At 55.9% G+C, this 16,475-nt stretch carries 14 protein-coding genes; 13 read left to right on the top strand and 1 reads right to left on the bottom strand.

The genetic code is table 11. The features are described 5' to 3' along the window. The first annotated feature begins 20 nt into the window (after positions 1-20). Positions 21-2,786 (top strand): DUF7619 domain-containing protein, encoded by a 2,766-nt coding sequence (locus tag CLV84_RS00095; protein WP_104417705.1) that lies wholly within the window; start codon positions 21-23, stop codon positions 2,784-2,786. Between the two features lie 18 nt (positions 2,787-2,804). Here CLV84_RS00095 and CLV84_RS00090 read toward each other — a convergent pair whose 3' ends face one another. After that, positions 2,805-4,688, bottom strand: a complete 1,884-nt coding sequence (locus CLV84_RS00090) for a gliding motility-associated C-terminal domain-containing protein (protein WP_146088654.1) — start codon at positions 4,686-4,688, stop codon at positions 2,805-2,807. Between the two features lie 126 nt (positions 4,689-4,814). Here CLV84_RS00090 and CLV84_RS00085 point away from each other — a divergent pair, with 126 nt between their 5' ends. The 12 genes from CLV84_RS00085 to CLV84_RS00030 all read left to right on the top strand — a co-directional run bounded on the left by CLV84_RS00085 (position 4,815) and on the right by CLV84_RS00030 (position 16,249). Then, positions 4,815-5,399: a DUF2911 domain-containing protein gene (locus CLV84_RS00085; protein WP_104417703.1), complete on the top strand. Its 585-nt coding sequence runs from the start codon at positions 4,815-4,817 to the stop codon at positions 5,397-5,399. Positions 5,400-5,671: 272 nt separating this feature from the next. Next, positions 5,672-6,424, top strand: coding sequence for a hypothetical protein (locus tag CLV84_RS00080; protein ID WP_146088653.1), 753 nt, complete (start codon positions 5,672-5,674; stop codon positions 6,422-6,424). Between the two features lie 122 nt (positions 6,425-6,546). Further along, positions 6,547-7,437 carry an NmrA family NAD(P)-binding protein gene (locus CLV84_RS00075; RefSeq protein ID WP_104417701.1) on the top strand — a complete coding sequence of 297 codons (891 nt, stop codon included), beginning with the start codon at positions 6,547-6,549 and terminating at the stop codon, positions 7,435-7,437. 12 nt (positions 7,438-7,449) lie between these two features. Then, positions 7,450-8,373, top strand: coding sequence for a helix-turn-helix domain-containing protein (locus CLV84_RS00070; RefSeq protein ID WP_104417700.1), 924 nt, complete (start codon positions 7,450-7,452; stop codon positions 8,371-8,373). A gap of 191 nt (positions 8,374-8,564) precedes the next feature. Continuing rightward, positions 8,565-9,332, top strand: coding sequence for a DUF6090 family protein (locus tag CLV84_RS00065; protein WP_104419464.1), 768 nt, complete (start codon positions 8,565-8,567; stop codon positions 9,330-9,332). A 50-nt stretch (positions 9,333-9,382) separates the two neighbouring features. Beyond that, the gene (locus CLV84_RS00060) at positions 9,383-10,072 is read left to right on the top strand and encodes a DUF5995 family protein (RefSeq protein WP_104417699.1); all 690 of its coding nucleotides are present in this window, start codon (positions 9,383-9,385) and stop codon (positions 10,070-10,072) included. Between the two features lie 47 nt (positions 10,073-10,119). Continuing rightward, a complete protein-coding gene (locus CLV84_RS00055) occupies positions 10,120-11,280 on the top strand; it encodes a patatin-like phospholipase family protein (RefSeq protein WP_104417698.1) in 1,161 nt (386 codons plus the stop codon). Between the two features lie 1,025 nt (positions 11,281-12,305). Next, the gene (locus tag CLV84_RS00050; protein ID WP_104417697.1) at positions 12,306-13,457 is read left to right on the top strand and encodes a tyrosine-type recombinase/integrase; all 1,152 of its coding nucleotides are present in this window, start codon (positions 12,306-12,308) and stop codon (positions 13,455-13,457) included. Between the two features lie 379 nt (positions 13,458-13,836). After that, complete coding sequence (locus tag CLV84_RS21405) at positions 13,837-14,070, top strand: hypothetical protein (RefSeq protein ID WP_146088652.1); 234 nt, start codon at positions 13,837-13,839, stop codon at positions 14,068-14,070. A gap of 85 nt (positions 14,071-14,155) precedes the next feature. Beyond that, on the top strand, positions 14,156-14,617 hold the full coding sequence (locus CLV84_RS00045) for a hypothetical protein (protein WP_104417696.1): 462 nt from the start codon (positions 14,156-14,158) through the stop codon (positions 14,615-14,617). Between the two features lie 347 nt (positions 14,618-14,964). Next, a complete protein-coding gene (locus tag CLV84_RS21400; RefSeq protein WP_406603337.1) occupies positions 14,965-15,690 on the top strand; it encodes an NADase-type glycan-binding domain-containing protein in 726 nt (241 codons plus the stop codon). Between the two features lie 253 nt (positions 15,691-15,943). After that, positions 15,944-16,249: a hypothetical protein gene (locus tag CLV84_RS00030; RefSeq protein ID WP_104417693.1), complete on the top strand. Its 306-nt coding sequence runs from the start codon at positions 15,944-15,946 to the stop codon at positions 16,247-16,249. Positions 16,250-16,475: the final 226 nt, after the last annotated feature.

Here is a 16,475-nt window from a genome sequence, read left to right as displayed (position 1 = left end):
TATTTAGCCTATCCCTATCGATGAAACTATACCTGCTCCCCTTGTTCTTCCTGCCGCTTTTGCTGGCCGGTCAAAGCATTCCCCACCAAGTCGGCGTACTGGATATCCAACCCACCGGCGAAGAAAAAGCTATCCTCGAGCTCGGTGCCATCGCCGGCAAGGTGTTCTGGGCCGTGGAAGGCGATATTAATTACCTGTCCAACGGATCGGCAAGCTCTACGGTCAGCTTCGCGGGAGACAGCAACGTCGGTTTCCGCAGCGGGCTCCAAACCCTCGGTAACCGCGGGCAGGAGTACTACTTCTATTATGCCGACGGCCCGAAAAGTTACTACGTCAAGGTGGACGCCCGCCTGCCGTACCCCCGCGAGCTGCAGTTCGACCTGCTCAATAAGGAAGAATTCACTTACACTGAACCGGTGATGAGTGGTGATAACTTTTACCTTGTACGGGAGCAACGCGACGCCACCCTCGGCCGCCACGTCCGTCAGTTGCTCGAGCTTAGCCCCCTCGACGAAAGCGTCCGCATCGTCGTTGCCGACACGCTAGCCTCCCTTTCCCAGCCACTCTGCGGTAGTATCGCCCAGCTAGACGGCCACGTTTACTTCAGCCACTTTCAGGACGGTGGCTCCGGTCCGGCGGCCTATGACGTAGTCGGCGGCACCGTTACCAACTTCGGCACCATCGAGACGACGACCACCCTCCGTTTCACCCGCGTCGCGGACCGGCTGCTCCTGAGCTATCGGGGTACGAACGAACGCTCCGTCAGCCGCTTTTTCACCTTCACCGGCGGCGGAGCCGTGCACGCCGCAACCATTCGCCCCACGGTAAGTGCCGCGCTCGCCGGTAAGTTGGTCGCGTTGGGCGAAAACGGCATCGTCTACGGCATCGATTACGTAAGCGGCGCCGCGACCGAAGTGGTGGCCGCTCCCAACGATCTCAACCGGCCCACGAAAGTCTTCCGGCTTAGCGACACCGAGGTCCTCTACGCCCGGGTGGACGCCTTCGGGCAGTGGACCCTCGGCCGCAGCAACGGAACGGTAGCCGGTACCCGTAACCTCGGGGCCATACCGGCCATGGACGCAGACGGCCCACAGGAATTCGCCCGCCTGGGCTCCTTCGTTGCCTTCCTTTCCCCCCATCACCCCCTCTACCTCTTCGATCCCGTTGCGGACATCTTACAGGAAGTGACCGCCGACCGCAGCACCAACGCCGCCGACCCGGGGCTGGCCGTAGTAGGCAATCGCCTGTACTTCGCTGCCACGGACGCCACGCTGGGCCACGAGATACACTACCTGACCGTCAACGAGCAGTCCGTCCTGAGCGGCAGCGCATTCCGCGACGATAACGGCAACGGCACTCGCGATGCAGAAGAACCCGGCCTGCCCAATATGGCTATCTTCAATGGCGATACGAAACTGTTTACGGACGAGGACGGGAACTTCAGCCTGCCCCTGGCCCACGGCGCTCCCTATTCGGTTACCACCGATCCGCTCGAATGCTACACCCTAACGTCGGCGACCGAAAGCTACGCCGGCACCTTCAGTGTCGCGAATCCACCCGCCATCGCCTTCGGTTACCAACCCGACGAATCGGCGGCCAAGCTGCGGTTGCTCGTCAACACCGGCCGGCTGCGCTGTAACTCGGACGTGCCGGTCTGGTTCACCGTCCTCAACGACGGTTGCTTGCCCCTGGCCGGTACGGCTACCCTCACCCTGCCGGATGGGGTGACCTTCGTGGAATCTTCCCCGGCCCCGAAGACACAAAGCGGGCAAGTTCTCACCTACGCCTTCGATACGTTGCAGCCCGGGCAACCCTTTTACAGCCTGCTAAAGGTGACTACCCCGGACGAAACCGCCGTCGGCACCGACATCCTCCTCACCGGGGAGGCCACGGCCGCTACCGCCGGAGGCCTCACCGCCGCCAGCTCCGACACCTCCACCGAGCAACTGCGCTGCGCCTACGACCCCAACGATATGCTGGTCAGCCCGAGCCGCAAGGAACCGACCAACAGCAACTATACTCAGCTGGACGAGACGATCACCTATACCGTGCGCTTCCAGAATACGGGCAACGATACGGCCTATACCGTATTGATCGAGGACGAGCTGACCGTCCTGCACGACCTGTCCACCTTCCGGGAGGTCGCCGCCAGCCATCCGTATACGGTGAAGATGCACGAGGCCGGCCGGGTAGTCTTCCGCTTCGACAACATCTACCTGCCCGACAGCAACGTGAACCACGCCGCCAGCCAGGGCTTCGTCACCTTCGACATCCGGGCGCGCCCGGAATTGGAGGACTTCACCGTCGTGAAAAACAACGCGGCCATCTACTTCGACGCCAATAAGCCCGTAATCACGAATACCGTGATCTCGACCATGGTCGCCGATCTGGACAAGGACGACGATAAGTACCATTTCTACCAGGACTGCAACGACGAAGACCCCGCCATCAACCCCGCCGCCGAGGAAATCACCGGCAACACGATCGACGAGAACTGCGACGGTCGCCTGGAGAAGACGACCGGCCTGACGAACGCGCTCCCCGGAACCGTAAAGCTGTATCCCAACCCTACCAACGACTGGATTCACTTTGCGTATTCCCTGTCCACGGCGGAACTGCGGGCCGAACTGACGGACGCGACCGGTCGGCGATTGCTACGCGAGGATTTCCGGAGTGCGATCAGTTTACCGGTAACGGACTACCCCTCCGGCGTGTACACGCTGCGGGTCACGGACATCGCCACCGGGGCTACGGCCGTACGGAGGGTGATCGTCAGCGGGAAATAAGCACCTCCGGCCGCGGGGCTAGCGTATCAAGGTAAGCGTCCCGGTATAGGTTACCACCACCCCGTCGAGAAACCCCACCTCGGCCGCGTAAACGTAGGTACCCACCGGCACGTCGCGCCCGCCGACCGTGCCGTCCCAGCCGGCCGTCTCGTCGTTCGCGTTCACGTCACCGGCGGAGAACAGCTCGCCCCCCCAGCGGTCGAAGACCCGGAGGCTCCGTAACCCGCTTACGTTGGGGAGACTGCCGAAAACGGTGAAGCGGTCGTTGTTGCCGTCCCCGTTGGGCGAGAAGGCGGATGGGATGAAAACGAGCCGTTCCGCCACCACGGAGAGCCGTACGCTGTCGACGGCCAAGCAGCCCGTGGCCGAGGTCGCTACCAGGCCGAGCGTTACGGAGGACGTAGGCAGTACTTCTAGCGGGTTACAGCCGGAGTCACAGTCAGTGATCCCCGCAGGCAACCACGTATACGCGGTGATTGGCTGGGACGTACGAATCGGCACCGTTGCCCGCTCCCCGAGAACGAGGTTTTGGTCGGCGCCCAGGTCCACTTCGAAGGGGAACGGACTGACCAGCGAAAGGGTATCCGCCGCACGGCATCCGTAGCGGTCTTCGAGAAGGTAGGCGTAGGTGCCTTCCGTCAGGGAATCAACCGGTATGCCTACCCTACCGGGGGTGCCCGCGAGCTCGAAACGGTAGGGCGCGATGCCGCCGCGCATGGAGTCGAGGGTGACGCGGCCGTCGGCGAGGTAGGTGCAGCTGGGGTCGACCAGGGAGAAGCTTGGCCGGAGCCCGGGGTCGGGCACGATCTCCAGTGCGAGGCGCACGATACTGTCGCAGCCCAGGCCTGACCGCAGCGTATCCACGTAGATACCGCTGCTGCCATACGTTTTGCTTCCCACCGCGAAAGTGAGGCCGGCGCACAGAGTATCCGTCACCGAGTAGTTTTTGGGGATCACGTTCACACGCTTTTCGTTGGAGACGATATAGCACTTGGTGTTGGCCAGGTTAGCGGGGCTGTTGGCCAGCAGATAGCGGTATAGGTACTGGCCGCTGGCCGTGGGTTGCTGTACGAAAGAGCGGTTGGTTTCCCCGGGAATGTCCTGCCAGCTCAGGCCGCCGTCGGTACTGCGTTGCCACTGCACTGCCGGCGTGGGAAACTGGTCGCCGTTGACGGTGGCGGTGAGGGTGATCGGCTCGCCATCTTCACAAACGTCGGCAACGGTATCGGGCAGGATGAGGGCTTCGGGTCCACAGGCGCGAAAACTGATGTTATCGATGGCAATGTCGTTGCCGATGCCGCCGGGGGCATTGTTGCGCAGGGCGAGGGTGACGGAGGTTTGCCCGGGCCGGGTGACGAAGGTGAAACCGTAGGTGGTCCAGGTTTCGTTTTCCGGCAGGGCGCCGGTGGTGACGTATACTTCGTCGTCGAGCAGGAAGGAGACATTGGGCAGCAGCTGATTCACGCCGCGCCGCACCACGTTGGTGACGTCGGCGGAGAACTGGTAGAGGGTGTTCTCGCACAGCCCGTCGACGTCCTGCTCGTAGAATAGCCCGGGTTCGTAGCTCGCGTTCACGAGCATCATGTAGCCGTTGGGGTCGTCGCTGTTGTCGCCGAAGAGGCGCCAGGTATCGAAAATACTGGCCCAGCGCCGCGTATCGTTGGTGATGGTGTAGGAACCGTCGTTCGGCGGCGGGAAGGTGGTGTAGGAGAAGCCCGGCGCGATGCCCGGATCGGGAGTCAGGACGTTGGCGGTGCCGCTGCCGAAGTCGCCGTCGGTGAATATGTTTTCGCCCAGATTACCGGTACACTGCTGTGCGGGCAGCGCATAGCCCGTGAGCAGGAAACAAAGGGATAGGGCGACGGCGCGCAGGAGCAAGGATCGACGGGATTTCGTGGGCAATTCGCTAAAGATAATCTACCGACCCCCGCCGGATCGGTGAAATCAGGGAAGGATAGTGAAGTGACAAGCGGGATACCCGTATCTTGTACCCCATTCACCGCCTTACTCACTACCGCTTCAGACGCTATGTACACCCTCCCCCGATTCACCGGGCTTTGCCTGGTTGCCCTGCTTACCCTCTTCTCTACCGGACTTTCCGCCCAGGGCGGGGAGGTGCGCGCCAGTCCTACGGCCAGTACCAGCCAGACGCTCGGCGCGGATACGGAAATCACCTTCGATTACAGCCGCCCCGCCGTGAAGGGCCGCACCGTATGGGGCGACATGGTACCTTACGGGATGGCCGAAGGCAATCAGTACTCCGATAACAAACCCTACCCCTGGCGGGCGGGCGCCAACGAGAATACCACGGTCACCTTCAGTGAGGACGTCATGGTCGAGGGCGAGCCCCTGGCCGCCGGCACTTACAGCATCCACATGATTCCCGCCGAATCGGGCGCATGGACGGTCATCTTCAACAAGGCCGCCAACGGCTGGGGCAGCTACAAATATGACGAAGCCCAGGATGCCCTCCGGGTGGAAGTCAGCCCCGAGGAAGCCCCTATGCAGGAGTGGCTGACTTTCGGCTTCGACGACAATACGGCCACCTCCACGAAGGCTTACTTACACTGGGAAAAACTGAAGGTGCCGTTTGCGATTTCGGTGGCGGAGTAGGGTCGGTTCCCGAGCTCCGGCTCGGGATCAGCTTCGTCCGCCAAAGGGAGCGTAGCGGAATTCGGCTGCCGAAGTGGGTTGGTGTTGACACTGAGCACCGCAAGCATTGCTCATGAACCGGTAACAATAAAATCCCGGTACACAATGCGTCACCTAACTCCCCCGTATCACCTTCCATATGGCATGGCAAGACGACATCACCCAACTGTGGGTGCGCGCCACCGGGCGTCAGGTTGACCCCATACGGGATGCATGGTGGCTCGGGCCGATCGGTGACCCTTGAGCTAATCGCCGATCGTTTCATCTGGCAGTTGGCGAAAGACGAGGGTCTCGAACGCGTGGACAGCGAACCTGGAGCAGGTCTACTGGAAAGTATCCAATATCCGGGACTGACCGAACCCGAGCGCGAGCGCATCAACGGGGAGGTGGCCAACTTCTACGAGCATACCACCGACTATAACTTCGAGGTCTGGTCCGACTGGAACCCCTTTTTTAGACCCTTCGCCTGGTTGCTGAACCGCATCTTTAGCCGGTGCCTGCAGCAGCTTAATCTGCCGCTGAACCCCCTGGATACGGCGAAAGGGCTGCGTAGCCGTGTCATAAAATTGCGAGACCCCGTAAGCCGGGCGACGCGCTACCCTATTTGGTACCGCATCATCAAGGGTAGTGGTGACGTGATCTACTCCGGGATATACACGGCCTGTGCACATCCCCGTTACGGCCATCCGCTCCTAAAGGTCATCTTCCCGCTGCCTAAGGGCAGCGCTTCGGTGGTCATGGACCGGTCTGTTGAGGCAGACGGCTCCCTGCTCCAGCGTTCCGACGGTCGTTACTTTGGGGAGAACGGCTTCTACTTTACGTTGACGGATGGACAGGGGAAGTGGTGGGCCAAGTTCTTGCGCGCCATGCACGAATGGATCCGAGTATACGAGGATGGCGAGGGCGCGCTGCGCGCCGATCACCACTTGCGGTTCTTTGGGTTTCGATTGATGGAATTGCATTACAGGCTGGTCCGTTTCCGGTAAGGCTCCGTTCCCGCGCTCCGGCGCCCTAAAAACCAGTATTCGGCTTCATTGCACCCGAATTCGGCTACGTCCCCCGGTGGAGCGGCGTGTTTGCCAGGTATAATCATCAATACGACTATACCATGCACATTATCGTTACCGGGTCGCTCGGCCACGTCAGCCGCCCCCTCACCCACATCCTTCTTGGCAGCGGCCACGCCGTGACCGTCATCAGCAGCTCGGAAAGCCGCCGGGCGGAGATCGAGGAGCTGGGGGCTACACCCGCTATTGGCGCGCTGGACGATCCCGCCTTTCTCACCGACACCTTGACGGGAGCCGACCTGCTCTACGCCATGGTGCCGCCGGATATGCGCCGGGCCTCCGACCTGGTCGAATTCTACCGGGAAGTGGGCGAAAACTACGCACGGGCCATCCGCGAAACCGGGGTGCCGCGGGTCATTTACCTCAGTAGCTTCGGCGCGGAACTGAACCACGGCACGGGAAATATCCTGGGTGCCCACCACGTGGAAGAAACACTGAGGGGATTAACGGAAACCGACGTGACCTTCATCCGGCCCACCTCCTTCTACTACAATTTTCTCGGCTTCATCGGCAGTATTAAATCCACCGGGAAGATTCTGGCTAACTACGGCGGTCCGAACAAGATTCCCCTCGTTGCTCCCCGGGATATTGCGGAAGCGATTGCCCAAGAGGTGGATCGACCCGGACAGCACCGCAAGATCCGCTACGTGTACAGCGACGAACGTACCGGCGATGAAGTAGCCCGGGTGCTAGGTACCGCCATCGGGAAGCCCGACCTGGAGTGGGTAGTGGTTTCCGACGCGGAGATGAAGCAGGGTTTGCTCGGAGCCGGGTTGCCCGGAGCCCTGGCCGATAACCTGACCGAGCTGTACGCCAGCATTCACAGCGGCCGGCTCGGACGGGATTTTCAGGCCAACAAACCGGCCGAAGCGGGCAGCGTTAAACTGGAGGACTATGCCCCCGAATTCGCCGCTGCTTACCGTCACGGTTAACGTTGACCGCCCATGCCCCTGTACCGCGCCGACACCATCAGTCAGTACCACGCCAATTGTGGCTTGCCGCCGCCCGCCCACCCGCTGGTGAGCGTGGCCCGCTTCGAGGATATGCAGCTGGACCCTTCGGTACGGGTCAAGACATTACAGAATGGCTTCTACCTGATGGGGCTAAAGCGTGACGCGGGAGTAACGATGAAATACGGGCGGCAGGCGTACGATTTCGACCAAGGACTGATGTTCTTCACCGCCCCGGGGCAGGCGTATACCATAGAGCTCAACGACGATGCGCAAACCCGGGGGTGGCTACTCATGGTCCACCCCGACTTCCTCTACGGAAGCTCCCTGGCAGAAGGTATACACGGCTACGAGTACTTCGGCTACGCGGTACACGAGGCGTTGCATCTTTCGGGGCAGGAGGAGGACATCATCCGGTCGATCATCGACAACATCCGGCGGGAATTCACGGGAAATTTGGATGAATTCAGCCAGGACATCGTGGTTACCCAGCTCACCGGACTACTAAATTACGCGGAACGGTTTTACCGGCGGCAGTTCCTGACCCGCAAGAAGGAAAACCACGCGCTGATCGCCCGGCTGGAGGAAACCGTAGCCGCCTACTTCCGGACGGGCGATCTCGCGAACCGGGGGCTGCCCGCCGTACAGGAGGTGGCCCGCGCGTTGCACGTGTCCCCCGGCTATCTGAGTGAAGTGTTGCGGGTAGTGACGGGCCACGGTGCACAGGAATACCTGCACGCCCGCCTCGTCGACCGGGCGAAAACCGACCTCGCCGGGAGCGACCATACCGTTAGCGAGATCGCCTACGGCCTGGGTTTCCGGCACCCGCAGTCGTTCAGTAAATTCTTTAAGACGCGAACGGGGCAATCTCCCTCCGCTTTCCGCGACGGATTGCCTTACCCGCCCTCCGAGGCCTAGTGCTTCAGGATTGAACTAAGCAATAGCTTGACGCCGAAAGCGTGGTGCTGAACGAGTGGACAAAAGTTCAGCATAGCCATAGCTACGGTGAATTTTTGGCCGGGAAGTGCAGCGCCGCGATGGCAAGTCAAGGTGCAGCTTATTTCGGTCCTGAAGCACTAAGCCATATATTGAGTGGTAAACAGTTTACCGTGTGGTTTTTCAAACGAATCCGACGCAGGCTGCTCATCAATAAAAAGCTGCGGGAATACCTGGTCTACGCAATCGGGGAAATCGTGCTGGTCGTCATCGGTATCCTGATCGCGCTGGCCATCGATACCGGCACCCAACAGCGTGCCACGGAGGAAAAAGAAAGCGAATACCTGATGGGACTGCGGGAGGAATTTCGGCTGAACCGCTTGAAACTGGAAGAGCTGATCCGCGTGAACCGCCGTAGTTACGAGGTGGGCAACCGGATCGCGAATCACATTTCCCAATATACCGAACCGCCATCGGAGGGGGATTTCGCGGAGATGCTGTACCAATCTTTTGCCTACGATATTGCCTTTAATCCCAACAACTCGCTGCTACTGGAAATCATTAATTCCGGAAGCCTGCAGGATTTGTCCGACCTGGAGTTGCGCCTCCTGCTCACCAATTGGATGGCGACGCTGACGGACATCGGCCAGCAGGAGGAAGAGTTGTACCACCAACGGGAACGGGTACTCGACCTGTTTAGCAGCGACGCGTATAGTATCCGCACCGTTTTCGACCTGACGGGGGTCTCCGAGAGAGAACTGAAACTACCGAGGGCCAACGACCACCACAGCAATCTCGCCCTGCTTGAATCAGCCGAGTTCGAGAACCACCTTCTACTCTTTCTACTGACTAGCCGGAGTACCGAAACCCTGCACTACCGCCCCTTACTCGCACAAGTAGATCGAATACTACAACGACTGGAAGGAGCGGCGGATAACTGAAAGGGCTACGGTGCGGTGATCTTCTCACAACCCGCTATATTTCCCTTGCTATGACAGCGCAACCGGACATCCTGGAACGAATGGATCGCCTGATCGAGGAATGGCAGGGTAAGCAGGACGCCCGCCACGTTTTCCTCGGCTGTTACCGGTTGATGACCGCCAACATGCTGGAAGCCATCGACGCGGGAGACTTTCACGACCGGGCGTGGATCACCCGGCTGCTGCACCACTTCGGCGGCTACTACTTCGATGCCCTGACCTGCTTCGACTGCGGCGATCCGGTGCCGCGGGTCTGGGAACAGGTGCACGTAGCGACCGCACGAAAAGAGCTGCGTACGGTGCAGTGCCTGCTGCTCGGGGTTAACGCACACATTAACTACGATCTGGTGCTGACGCTCTACGATTTGCACAAGGCGGACTGGGCGCGTCTTTCGCCGGAGCAGCGGCGGCAACGTTACGAAGATCATTACCGCGTAAACGGGGTGATCGCGGACAGCATCGACCGGGTACAGGACGAGCTCCTCGCCCCAGGCGATCCGGTGATGGGGTGGATCGACCGGGCCTGCGGGCGACTGGACGAATACCTCATTGCCGGGCTGATCAGCCGGTGGCGGGACGAGGTCTGGGACCGGGCTGGCAGCCTGCTCATGCGTGGGGATCATACGGAACGGGAACGGCTACGGCGGGAGCTCGAAGAGGAAGTGCTGGAACGCGGCCGCCTACTGGCATGGACGCCCTGAGTCCACGCAATCAAAGCGCTATCTTCCGCAGGATAAGCACGTAAACCATGAAAAAAATTGCATTAGTCCTCTCGGGTGGTGGCTTTAAGGGTGCTTTCCAGGTGGGTGCCCTGCAGTACCTGCGGGAAAACTGGGACCGGATCGCGCCGCAGCGTCCTCCCCTCTCCTTCGACATCGTGGCGGGGGTATCGGTGGGCTCGCTGAACGGTTTGCTGGTGGCAACCGGGGAATTCGAGCGACTGGTGCAGCTATGGGAGGACGTAGCCGAGAACGGCGTGAGTGAGATCTATACCTCCGACTTCATCAACACCGCCACCGACCAGAGCGACCCTACTCCGGAACTGGAAGTCAACCTATCGTGGGATACGCTCCGCAAACACTTCCCGGAAACCACGCGGAATATCTTTTTACGAGCCGTCTTCAACCGGCAGGCTATCCTGCGGTCTTTTCAGAAGGAATTTCAGCAATTCAAAGCGGTAGCCAGTAACGACCCGCTGCGACAGAAACTGCATGAATTAGCCAAACGGGAAAAGGTCGGGGATACCATTTACAAATGCGGATTCGTATCGCTGCGCGACGGCCGCTATTACTCCGTCAGCCAGAACGACTTCGTCACCGATACGGACTTTGCCGATGGGGTGCTGGCGTCCACGGCGATGCCCATCGTCTGGAGTCCGGTGGAGGGGGTAAGTACCACTGCGGGTAGTCCCGAAAGTCTGGTGGACGGCGGCATCCGTGATCTTTCGCCCCTGGGTGACGTGATCGACGAGATCGCCAAAGATGGCTCACCGGAAGACTATACCATTATCATCATCAACTGCAGCTCGGGGAAGGTGACCGAGGAGAACTTCCGGGACAAAAACATCGTCCAAATCGCCTTGCGTTCCCTGGTCGACATCGCCATCACGGAGATCTTTAATAATGACATCCGCGAATTTCTCGACAAGAACTACATCCTCCAGCAGGTCCGTAGCAAGCTACCCGACGAGATTATTTACGACTACGATCCCGACACCAATGGTCGGGGCAACCCCCTGAAATTCTTCAACGCCATGATCATCCAACCCGAGGCCAACATACTGGGCGATACGCTGACGGCAAGTCGACCGCAGGTCGAGTACCGGCTGGCGCACGGTCGGGCGCGCGCGGAAATTGCGCTGCGGCGGCATTTGAATGATACGCGGGGGGATCGGGTTACGGTGGTTTAAGGGGCAGAACCGGTGGGGCGCGGGCAGGGGGCGCCGGCGCGCGGGAGCCATGTTTACCTGGAGGAGGATTGGAAACACAACTACGATGTACCTGCCAGCTTCTCCGTGTCCCGAATGGCCATTCACAGGGGAATGATGCGGATGAGTCCGAGGAAGCAGCCAATCGGTGGCCCGTACTACGGAATTCCCCGCAGGGGGCCGCCGATGAAGGCCAACGGCAGAACTAGCAGAGCGGCCCAGATAGCTACCCGCAGCACGCCATCTTACCGAACGGGATCCCGATAGGGCAGATATACCCGTTTCGGACTGGTGTAGCTAGCGCTTCTGCTTCGCGGCTACGGCGTGGTGCTACCTTGACCGGGAGGAAGATAGCGGCCACCTAATTTCTCAATGCTGAGCCGAAAGCGATCAGCGAAACTAAACCACTTCGTGCCGGATAGGAAAAGGAGGTGGATCAGGAGAAGGCTGAAAGCCAGCCAGTCGGTACCCCAGGCGGTCCGAGGGGTATGGCATAGGTTGTTTTGAGTCCTGCACGGGTAGTAAGCATCCAGCGAAGGATATCATTGAAAGGTGTTGATCCAGGTTACCCTCGTTCCCGACTAGCAGGCGGCTCGGCCAGTCGATCTGCGCGAGTAGCGGAAAGGCAACTACCCCGGCGTGGAACAGACCGTGCATACCAACGGTGAGATACGCATTAAGCCAGGTGCGTAATGCCATGAATTAGTAGAGCATTCGGAGATTCTTCGATCGTACCCCGAATTCCGTGAAGAAGAATGCGCATCATTTAGAAGAAAGGATGCAGGGATAAAGCAGGAGTGGTGGGGTGAGCATGGGGGAAACGAAGTCAACCCACCGTATTATTTTAGGGGCGTGGGCACGTCAACCCCGCTTAAGGAGTACAGGCCCGGTTGCAGATGCCGCGACATAGGGAGGGCGGAGCCGTTGATAAATGCATATATTCGTATATAAACGTTTAAAAACGACACAGACCAATAGTTTTGTTTTTATTTGTTTAAAACAAGGCTATGCACCACATTTTGATCCAGAAAACAGACAGCGGCCACCGGTCGCGCTACGTATTTCGCCCAAAAACATACATTCCTGACTTTACCTTTTTGTGCCGGGATATTCCGGGGCTGGTGTACCATTCGTCCACTAAACAATGGTCGGCCTATACTGTAGCGGGGACCCTCCGCATCCTGATTTCGATCTGCGGCGAAAGCGGGCTGGAGTGGACCCGTAGCCTGCATTCCGGGAGTAAAGAAAGGAAGGGTGAGGTGCCCCCACAAAACCAAGTGCCACCCCGGCGTGCACCTTCGCCCGTGGATTGGCAAGAGTTGCCGGAGCACTGGCAGGATCGGCTCACCCGAACCGAGGACCAGCTGCGGGTGCAGCGATACAGTTGGCGTACCGTTAAATCGTATTTATCCCACCTACGGCAATTCTATGGTGACCACCGGGAGCTGAAGCCCGAGCAGGTAGATACTTCCGTGGTACGGACCTACATACTGAGGCGGGGAGAACGCGGAAATTTTTCCGATTCAAGCCAGCACCAATTATTGAATGCACTGAAATTCTGGATGGAGCACGTAGAGGGGCGGGAGAAGACCTTTATTGAACTGCGACCGCGGCGGGCGGACAAACTGCCCCAGGTACTTAGTGTGGAGGAAGTCCGACGGTTACTGGCAGCGGTGGACAACCTGAAGCACCAGTGTATACTAAAGATCGTCTACGGTTGCGGACTTCGACTAGGAGAAGTTTGTCGGCTGCAGGTGATGGACCTGCACCTGGACCGGCAGGAAATATTCATTCGTTGTTCGAAGGGAAAAAAGGATCGCTATGTAACCTTTCCAGAATCCTTACGAAAGGATTTGACTTCGTACCGGGAGCAGTACCAGCCGGACCGTTGGCTGTTTGAGGGGCAATACGGCGGACAATATGCGGCTCGGAGCGTGCAGATGATCCTCAAGCGGGCCGTTGTCAAGAGTGGGGTAAATCCGCTGGCGACGGTACATACGCTACGGCATAGTTACGCCACTCATTTGATCGAGCGGGGGGTAAGCACGCGGCACATTCAGGAGTTGTTGGGGCATTCGAGCAGCAAGACGACGGAAATTTACACGCACATTTCCAGCAAGGAGCGGCGGCGGGTGAATAGCCCGCTGGATGATTTGTAGCCATTCGGACGGAGGGGAGTCGATAAACGGGACAGTAGCAGGCCGTCATTCTCAGGCGGAGGATAAGAGCGGTTTGGAAGGAGGGGGTTGCGCTACCGGGGGCGGAGCCCGGGAATGACCTTGGTCGATTGGTTAATTGCGTAATACGGGCCATCTTGGGTACGTATACGTCAATAGCTGCACACCCGTCAATTGATGAATAAGCGCAAGTATGGAGTTGCGTGTTTCATGCCGATGGTGGTGCACACCCGTCAATAATAGCGGGGCCATTGTGCGCGTATGCGCAATTCGGATGCGTTTATGTTCGGCGAAACCTGAAAGGACATCCGCAATTTTTGCCATTCACTAGACATCATTATCTTTAAATCAAATTAGTCACATGAAAGCCTTAAAAGAAAAACTTTTAGATTATGCCCCTCCTGAAGGAAAAGACGATCGAGAAGTAAGGAATTTTATCATGTCTGATCACTTGAATGAACGAGATATAGAGAAGTGTTTAGCATACTTAGAAGAACTTGAAGAAAGTAACCATCCTCATACTATTCGAGAGATAGGTATTGATACTAATGGTTTACTATTCATCAAAACAAGTACAGGCAAGACATTTATGTAAAATTTCCATGCAGTTTTATAGGTGTTTAGAGTGATTGCATTCCTCAACAACCTAACTACAATAGCAAATAAACTTATTCATAACGATGGTTGATAAAGTGAAAACAATTGGTGGTTGGATAATTGGCATAGCTTTGGCATTATTCATTGGCTTTCATTCCTTTATCGAAAAGACGTTTGCAGTTGAACAACCGTCAAAATATGTCCATGAAGCAAAGGATGGAACTGTCTCATACCTTTTGATGCCAAACAAATCAATGGCAGTATACGCCGTCGACTCAGAAGGAGAAGAGATAATGAGGGAAAAGGCAATTTATGTCGCTCGCTTGAAAGTGGTAGACAGCTGGGTATCGCTGATTAGAAGAATAAATAATATCTATACAACAGATATTTTGGACTTTGAAAAACGCCGAGACGCTCCTCTGATAGAAAGCCAAATACCGCTTAGCGTTAAGGAAGATTTATTAATATTGGACGGTGTCGAATTTGACAGAAAGCCTCTCTCTGAATTTGACAAAAATTATATTAAATTAGAACTAACAAATTAATAAGTACGTGACCAATTTACCCTGAATAGTAAATGGTAGCTTAGGTTCGCGTCCTCCGTGGCAAAGCTATGTTGATTTCGAGCGGATCTGATGTATACACCCGTAGAATATTATGCCTCGGTATCAATAATTTTTCAAATAATAAGGAAATTTATATTCGCCGAACATTGCGCCATCGTCAAGCCGGCGATGAAGCGTTTGGGTGACGATCACGCCTTTATAAGCTACCTTAAGATTAATAAGATCTGGATGCTGGCTGGTGGTAGCCGGCCTGCGGTGGCGCACCCGTTAGCGGCAATCAAAAGCAAGAATGGCCGTTAAATTGGAAAAGAAATGCAGTGGAAGGCATGCAATCAGCAATGATAATTTTAGCGGTTATGGTATTGATGACTATACCCGCAATCTCACAAGATACTACAGCAATCTACCCAGATTTGCTGCATCCTAACGATTACTCAAAGAAGCAACAAACTGTATGGGAGAAATCAATTGATAATTTAGTTTCATTGAATACAGGTGAAAATAATTATTTAGACTTAGATTCGATTTCAAGGATCTATATTGATTCACTAGAAGAAACACTAGGGCCTTTGACAGAAGGCGCAGGATGCAGTTGGTACTGCGGTGGTGGACCATCTTTCATTGAATCTTCTGAAGTTTTGGCAGCTGTTGGTGATTTGACTTACGATGCTGCTAATGTTCATGACTTTAACCTTTTTACGGGCTGGGCACCAGTTAGATCTATGGGAGCAAATATCAATTTTCATTTTGATCCCCGTTCGCCAAGGATCAATGCAGTTATCATTTACAATGGCTACATCAAAAATAAAGAAATATGGAATGCAAATTCAAGAGCAAGGGAGCTACTTTTGAAAGTGAACGGGCGGCCACATGCAATACTGAAATTGCTCGATGTGACAAACGGCCAAAGGTTTGAATTTTATCCAGTTGGATCAACTTTATCTGAAGAAACTCTAGTCCTGTCATTCGAGGTTCTGAGTATATATAGAGGCGAAAAATATGATGATCTTGTTATTAGCGAGATTAACTTTGACGGATTGGATGTACATTGATTATGAAAACATGTAATTTTCTAGCGAACTGCGTTAAATAGCGACCGTGGGAAACTAACGTATCAGACTGGAATACTATATTATATAGTTAGTCTCTTTATTTAAAATAAATTATAGCGTCGAGGAGTATACGTAGATCAATTTATAGATTTCACGTTAGATTATTTAGAGGTTGGCTACCATTCAAGCGGGCATAAATTGTTCAAATGTCTACTTTCTCCAATCCGAGTGATTCAACACAAACTAAAGAATATTGAAATTTGATATAGTAGGAAAATTTAAAGTCTTCACCGCCTTCCAGATTACTGGTCGCGGATTGTTTTTAGTAGGTGAACTGAAGAGCGGAACCGTAAAGGTGGGAGATTACATAAATCTAACCATGATTGATTCAACTTTGGTTCCTAATATATCTGCGGTCGAATTGGTCCTTAGATACGAAGAGAATGAAGCTGTAGAAGATCTAGCTATTGGAGTTAAAGAACTGGACGATATTGTGCTAAGTAAAGTACAGGACTCAATTAGTTTGCTTCAAACTATAAGTATATTATCAAATGATTAAAATGCCGCTAACAACACGCCAGCGACAAACCGGCGGTGGGGTTGGTAGGCGTCGAGAGGGTTTTATATTGGGGGGTGAAGCTGGTGGTGGTCCGATAAGCTGGTGAGTGAAGCCGGTCTGCGCCGGCGTATCCGTTGGGCGAAATAGACGACATTTAGGTCGCCAACTATAAGCATCCCGCTACTACTTACACATCAATGGCAATTAGATCAAAACATAAACAGAG

The organism is Neolewinella xylanilytica (assembly GCF_002934605.1).
GTDB lineage: Bacteria > Bacteroidota > Bacteroidia > Chitinophagales > Saprospiraceae > Neolewinella > Neolewinella xylanilytica.
This window is presented reverse-complemented; position numbering and strand designations above follow the sequence as displayed.

Bases quoted from the DNA above. Each gene is read 5' to 3' on its own strand.
- CLV84_RS00095 (WP_104417705.1), top strand. From the start codon at position 21: ATGAAACTATACCTGCTCCCCTTGTTCTTCCTGCCGCTTTTGCTGGCC.
- CLV84_RS00085 (WP_104417703.1), top strand. From the start codon at position 4,815: ATGTACACCCTCCCCCGATTCACCGGGCTTTGCCTGGTTGCCCTGCTT.
- CLV84_RS00075 (WP_104417701.1), top strand. From the start codon at position 6,547: ATGCACATTATCGTTACCGGGTCGCTCGGCCACGTCAGCCGCCCCCTC.
- CLV84_RS00070 (WP_104417700.1), top strand. From the start codon at position 7,450: ATGCCCCTGTACCGCGCCGACACCATCAGTCAGTACCACGCCAATTGT.
- CLV84_RS00060 (WP_104417699.1), top strand. From the start codon at position 9,383: ATGACAGCGCAACCGGACATCCTGGAACGAATGGATCGCCTGATCGAG.
- CLV84_RS00055 (WP_104417698.1), top strand. From the start codon at position 10,120: ATGAAAAAAATTGCATTAGTCCTCTCGGGTGGTGGCTTTAAGGGTGCT.
- CLV84_RS00050 (WP_104417697.1), top strand. From the start codon at position 12,306: ATGCACCACATTTTGATCCAGAAAACAGACAGCGGCCACCGGTCGCGC.
- CLV84_RS21405 (WP_146088652.1), top strand. From the start codon at position 13,837: ATGAAAGCCTTAAAAGAAAAACTTTTAGATTATGCCCCTCCTGAAGGA.
- CLV84_RS00045 (WP_104417696.1), top strand. From the start codon at position 14,156: ATGGTTGATAAAGTGAAAACAATTGGTGGTTGGATAATTGGCATAGCT.
- CLV84_RS21400 (WP_406603337.1), top strand. From the start codon at position 14,965: ATGCAATCAGCAATGATAATTTTAGCGGTTATGGTATTGATGACTATA.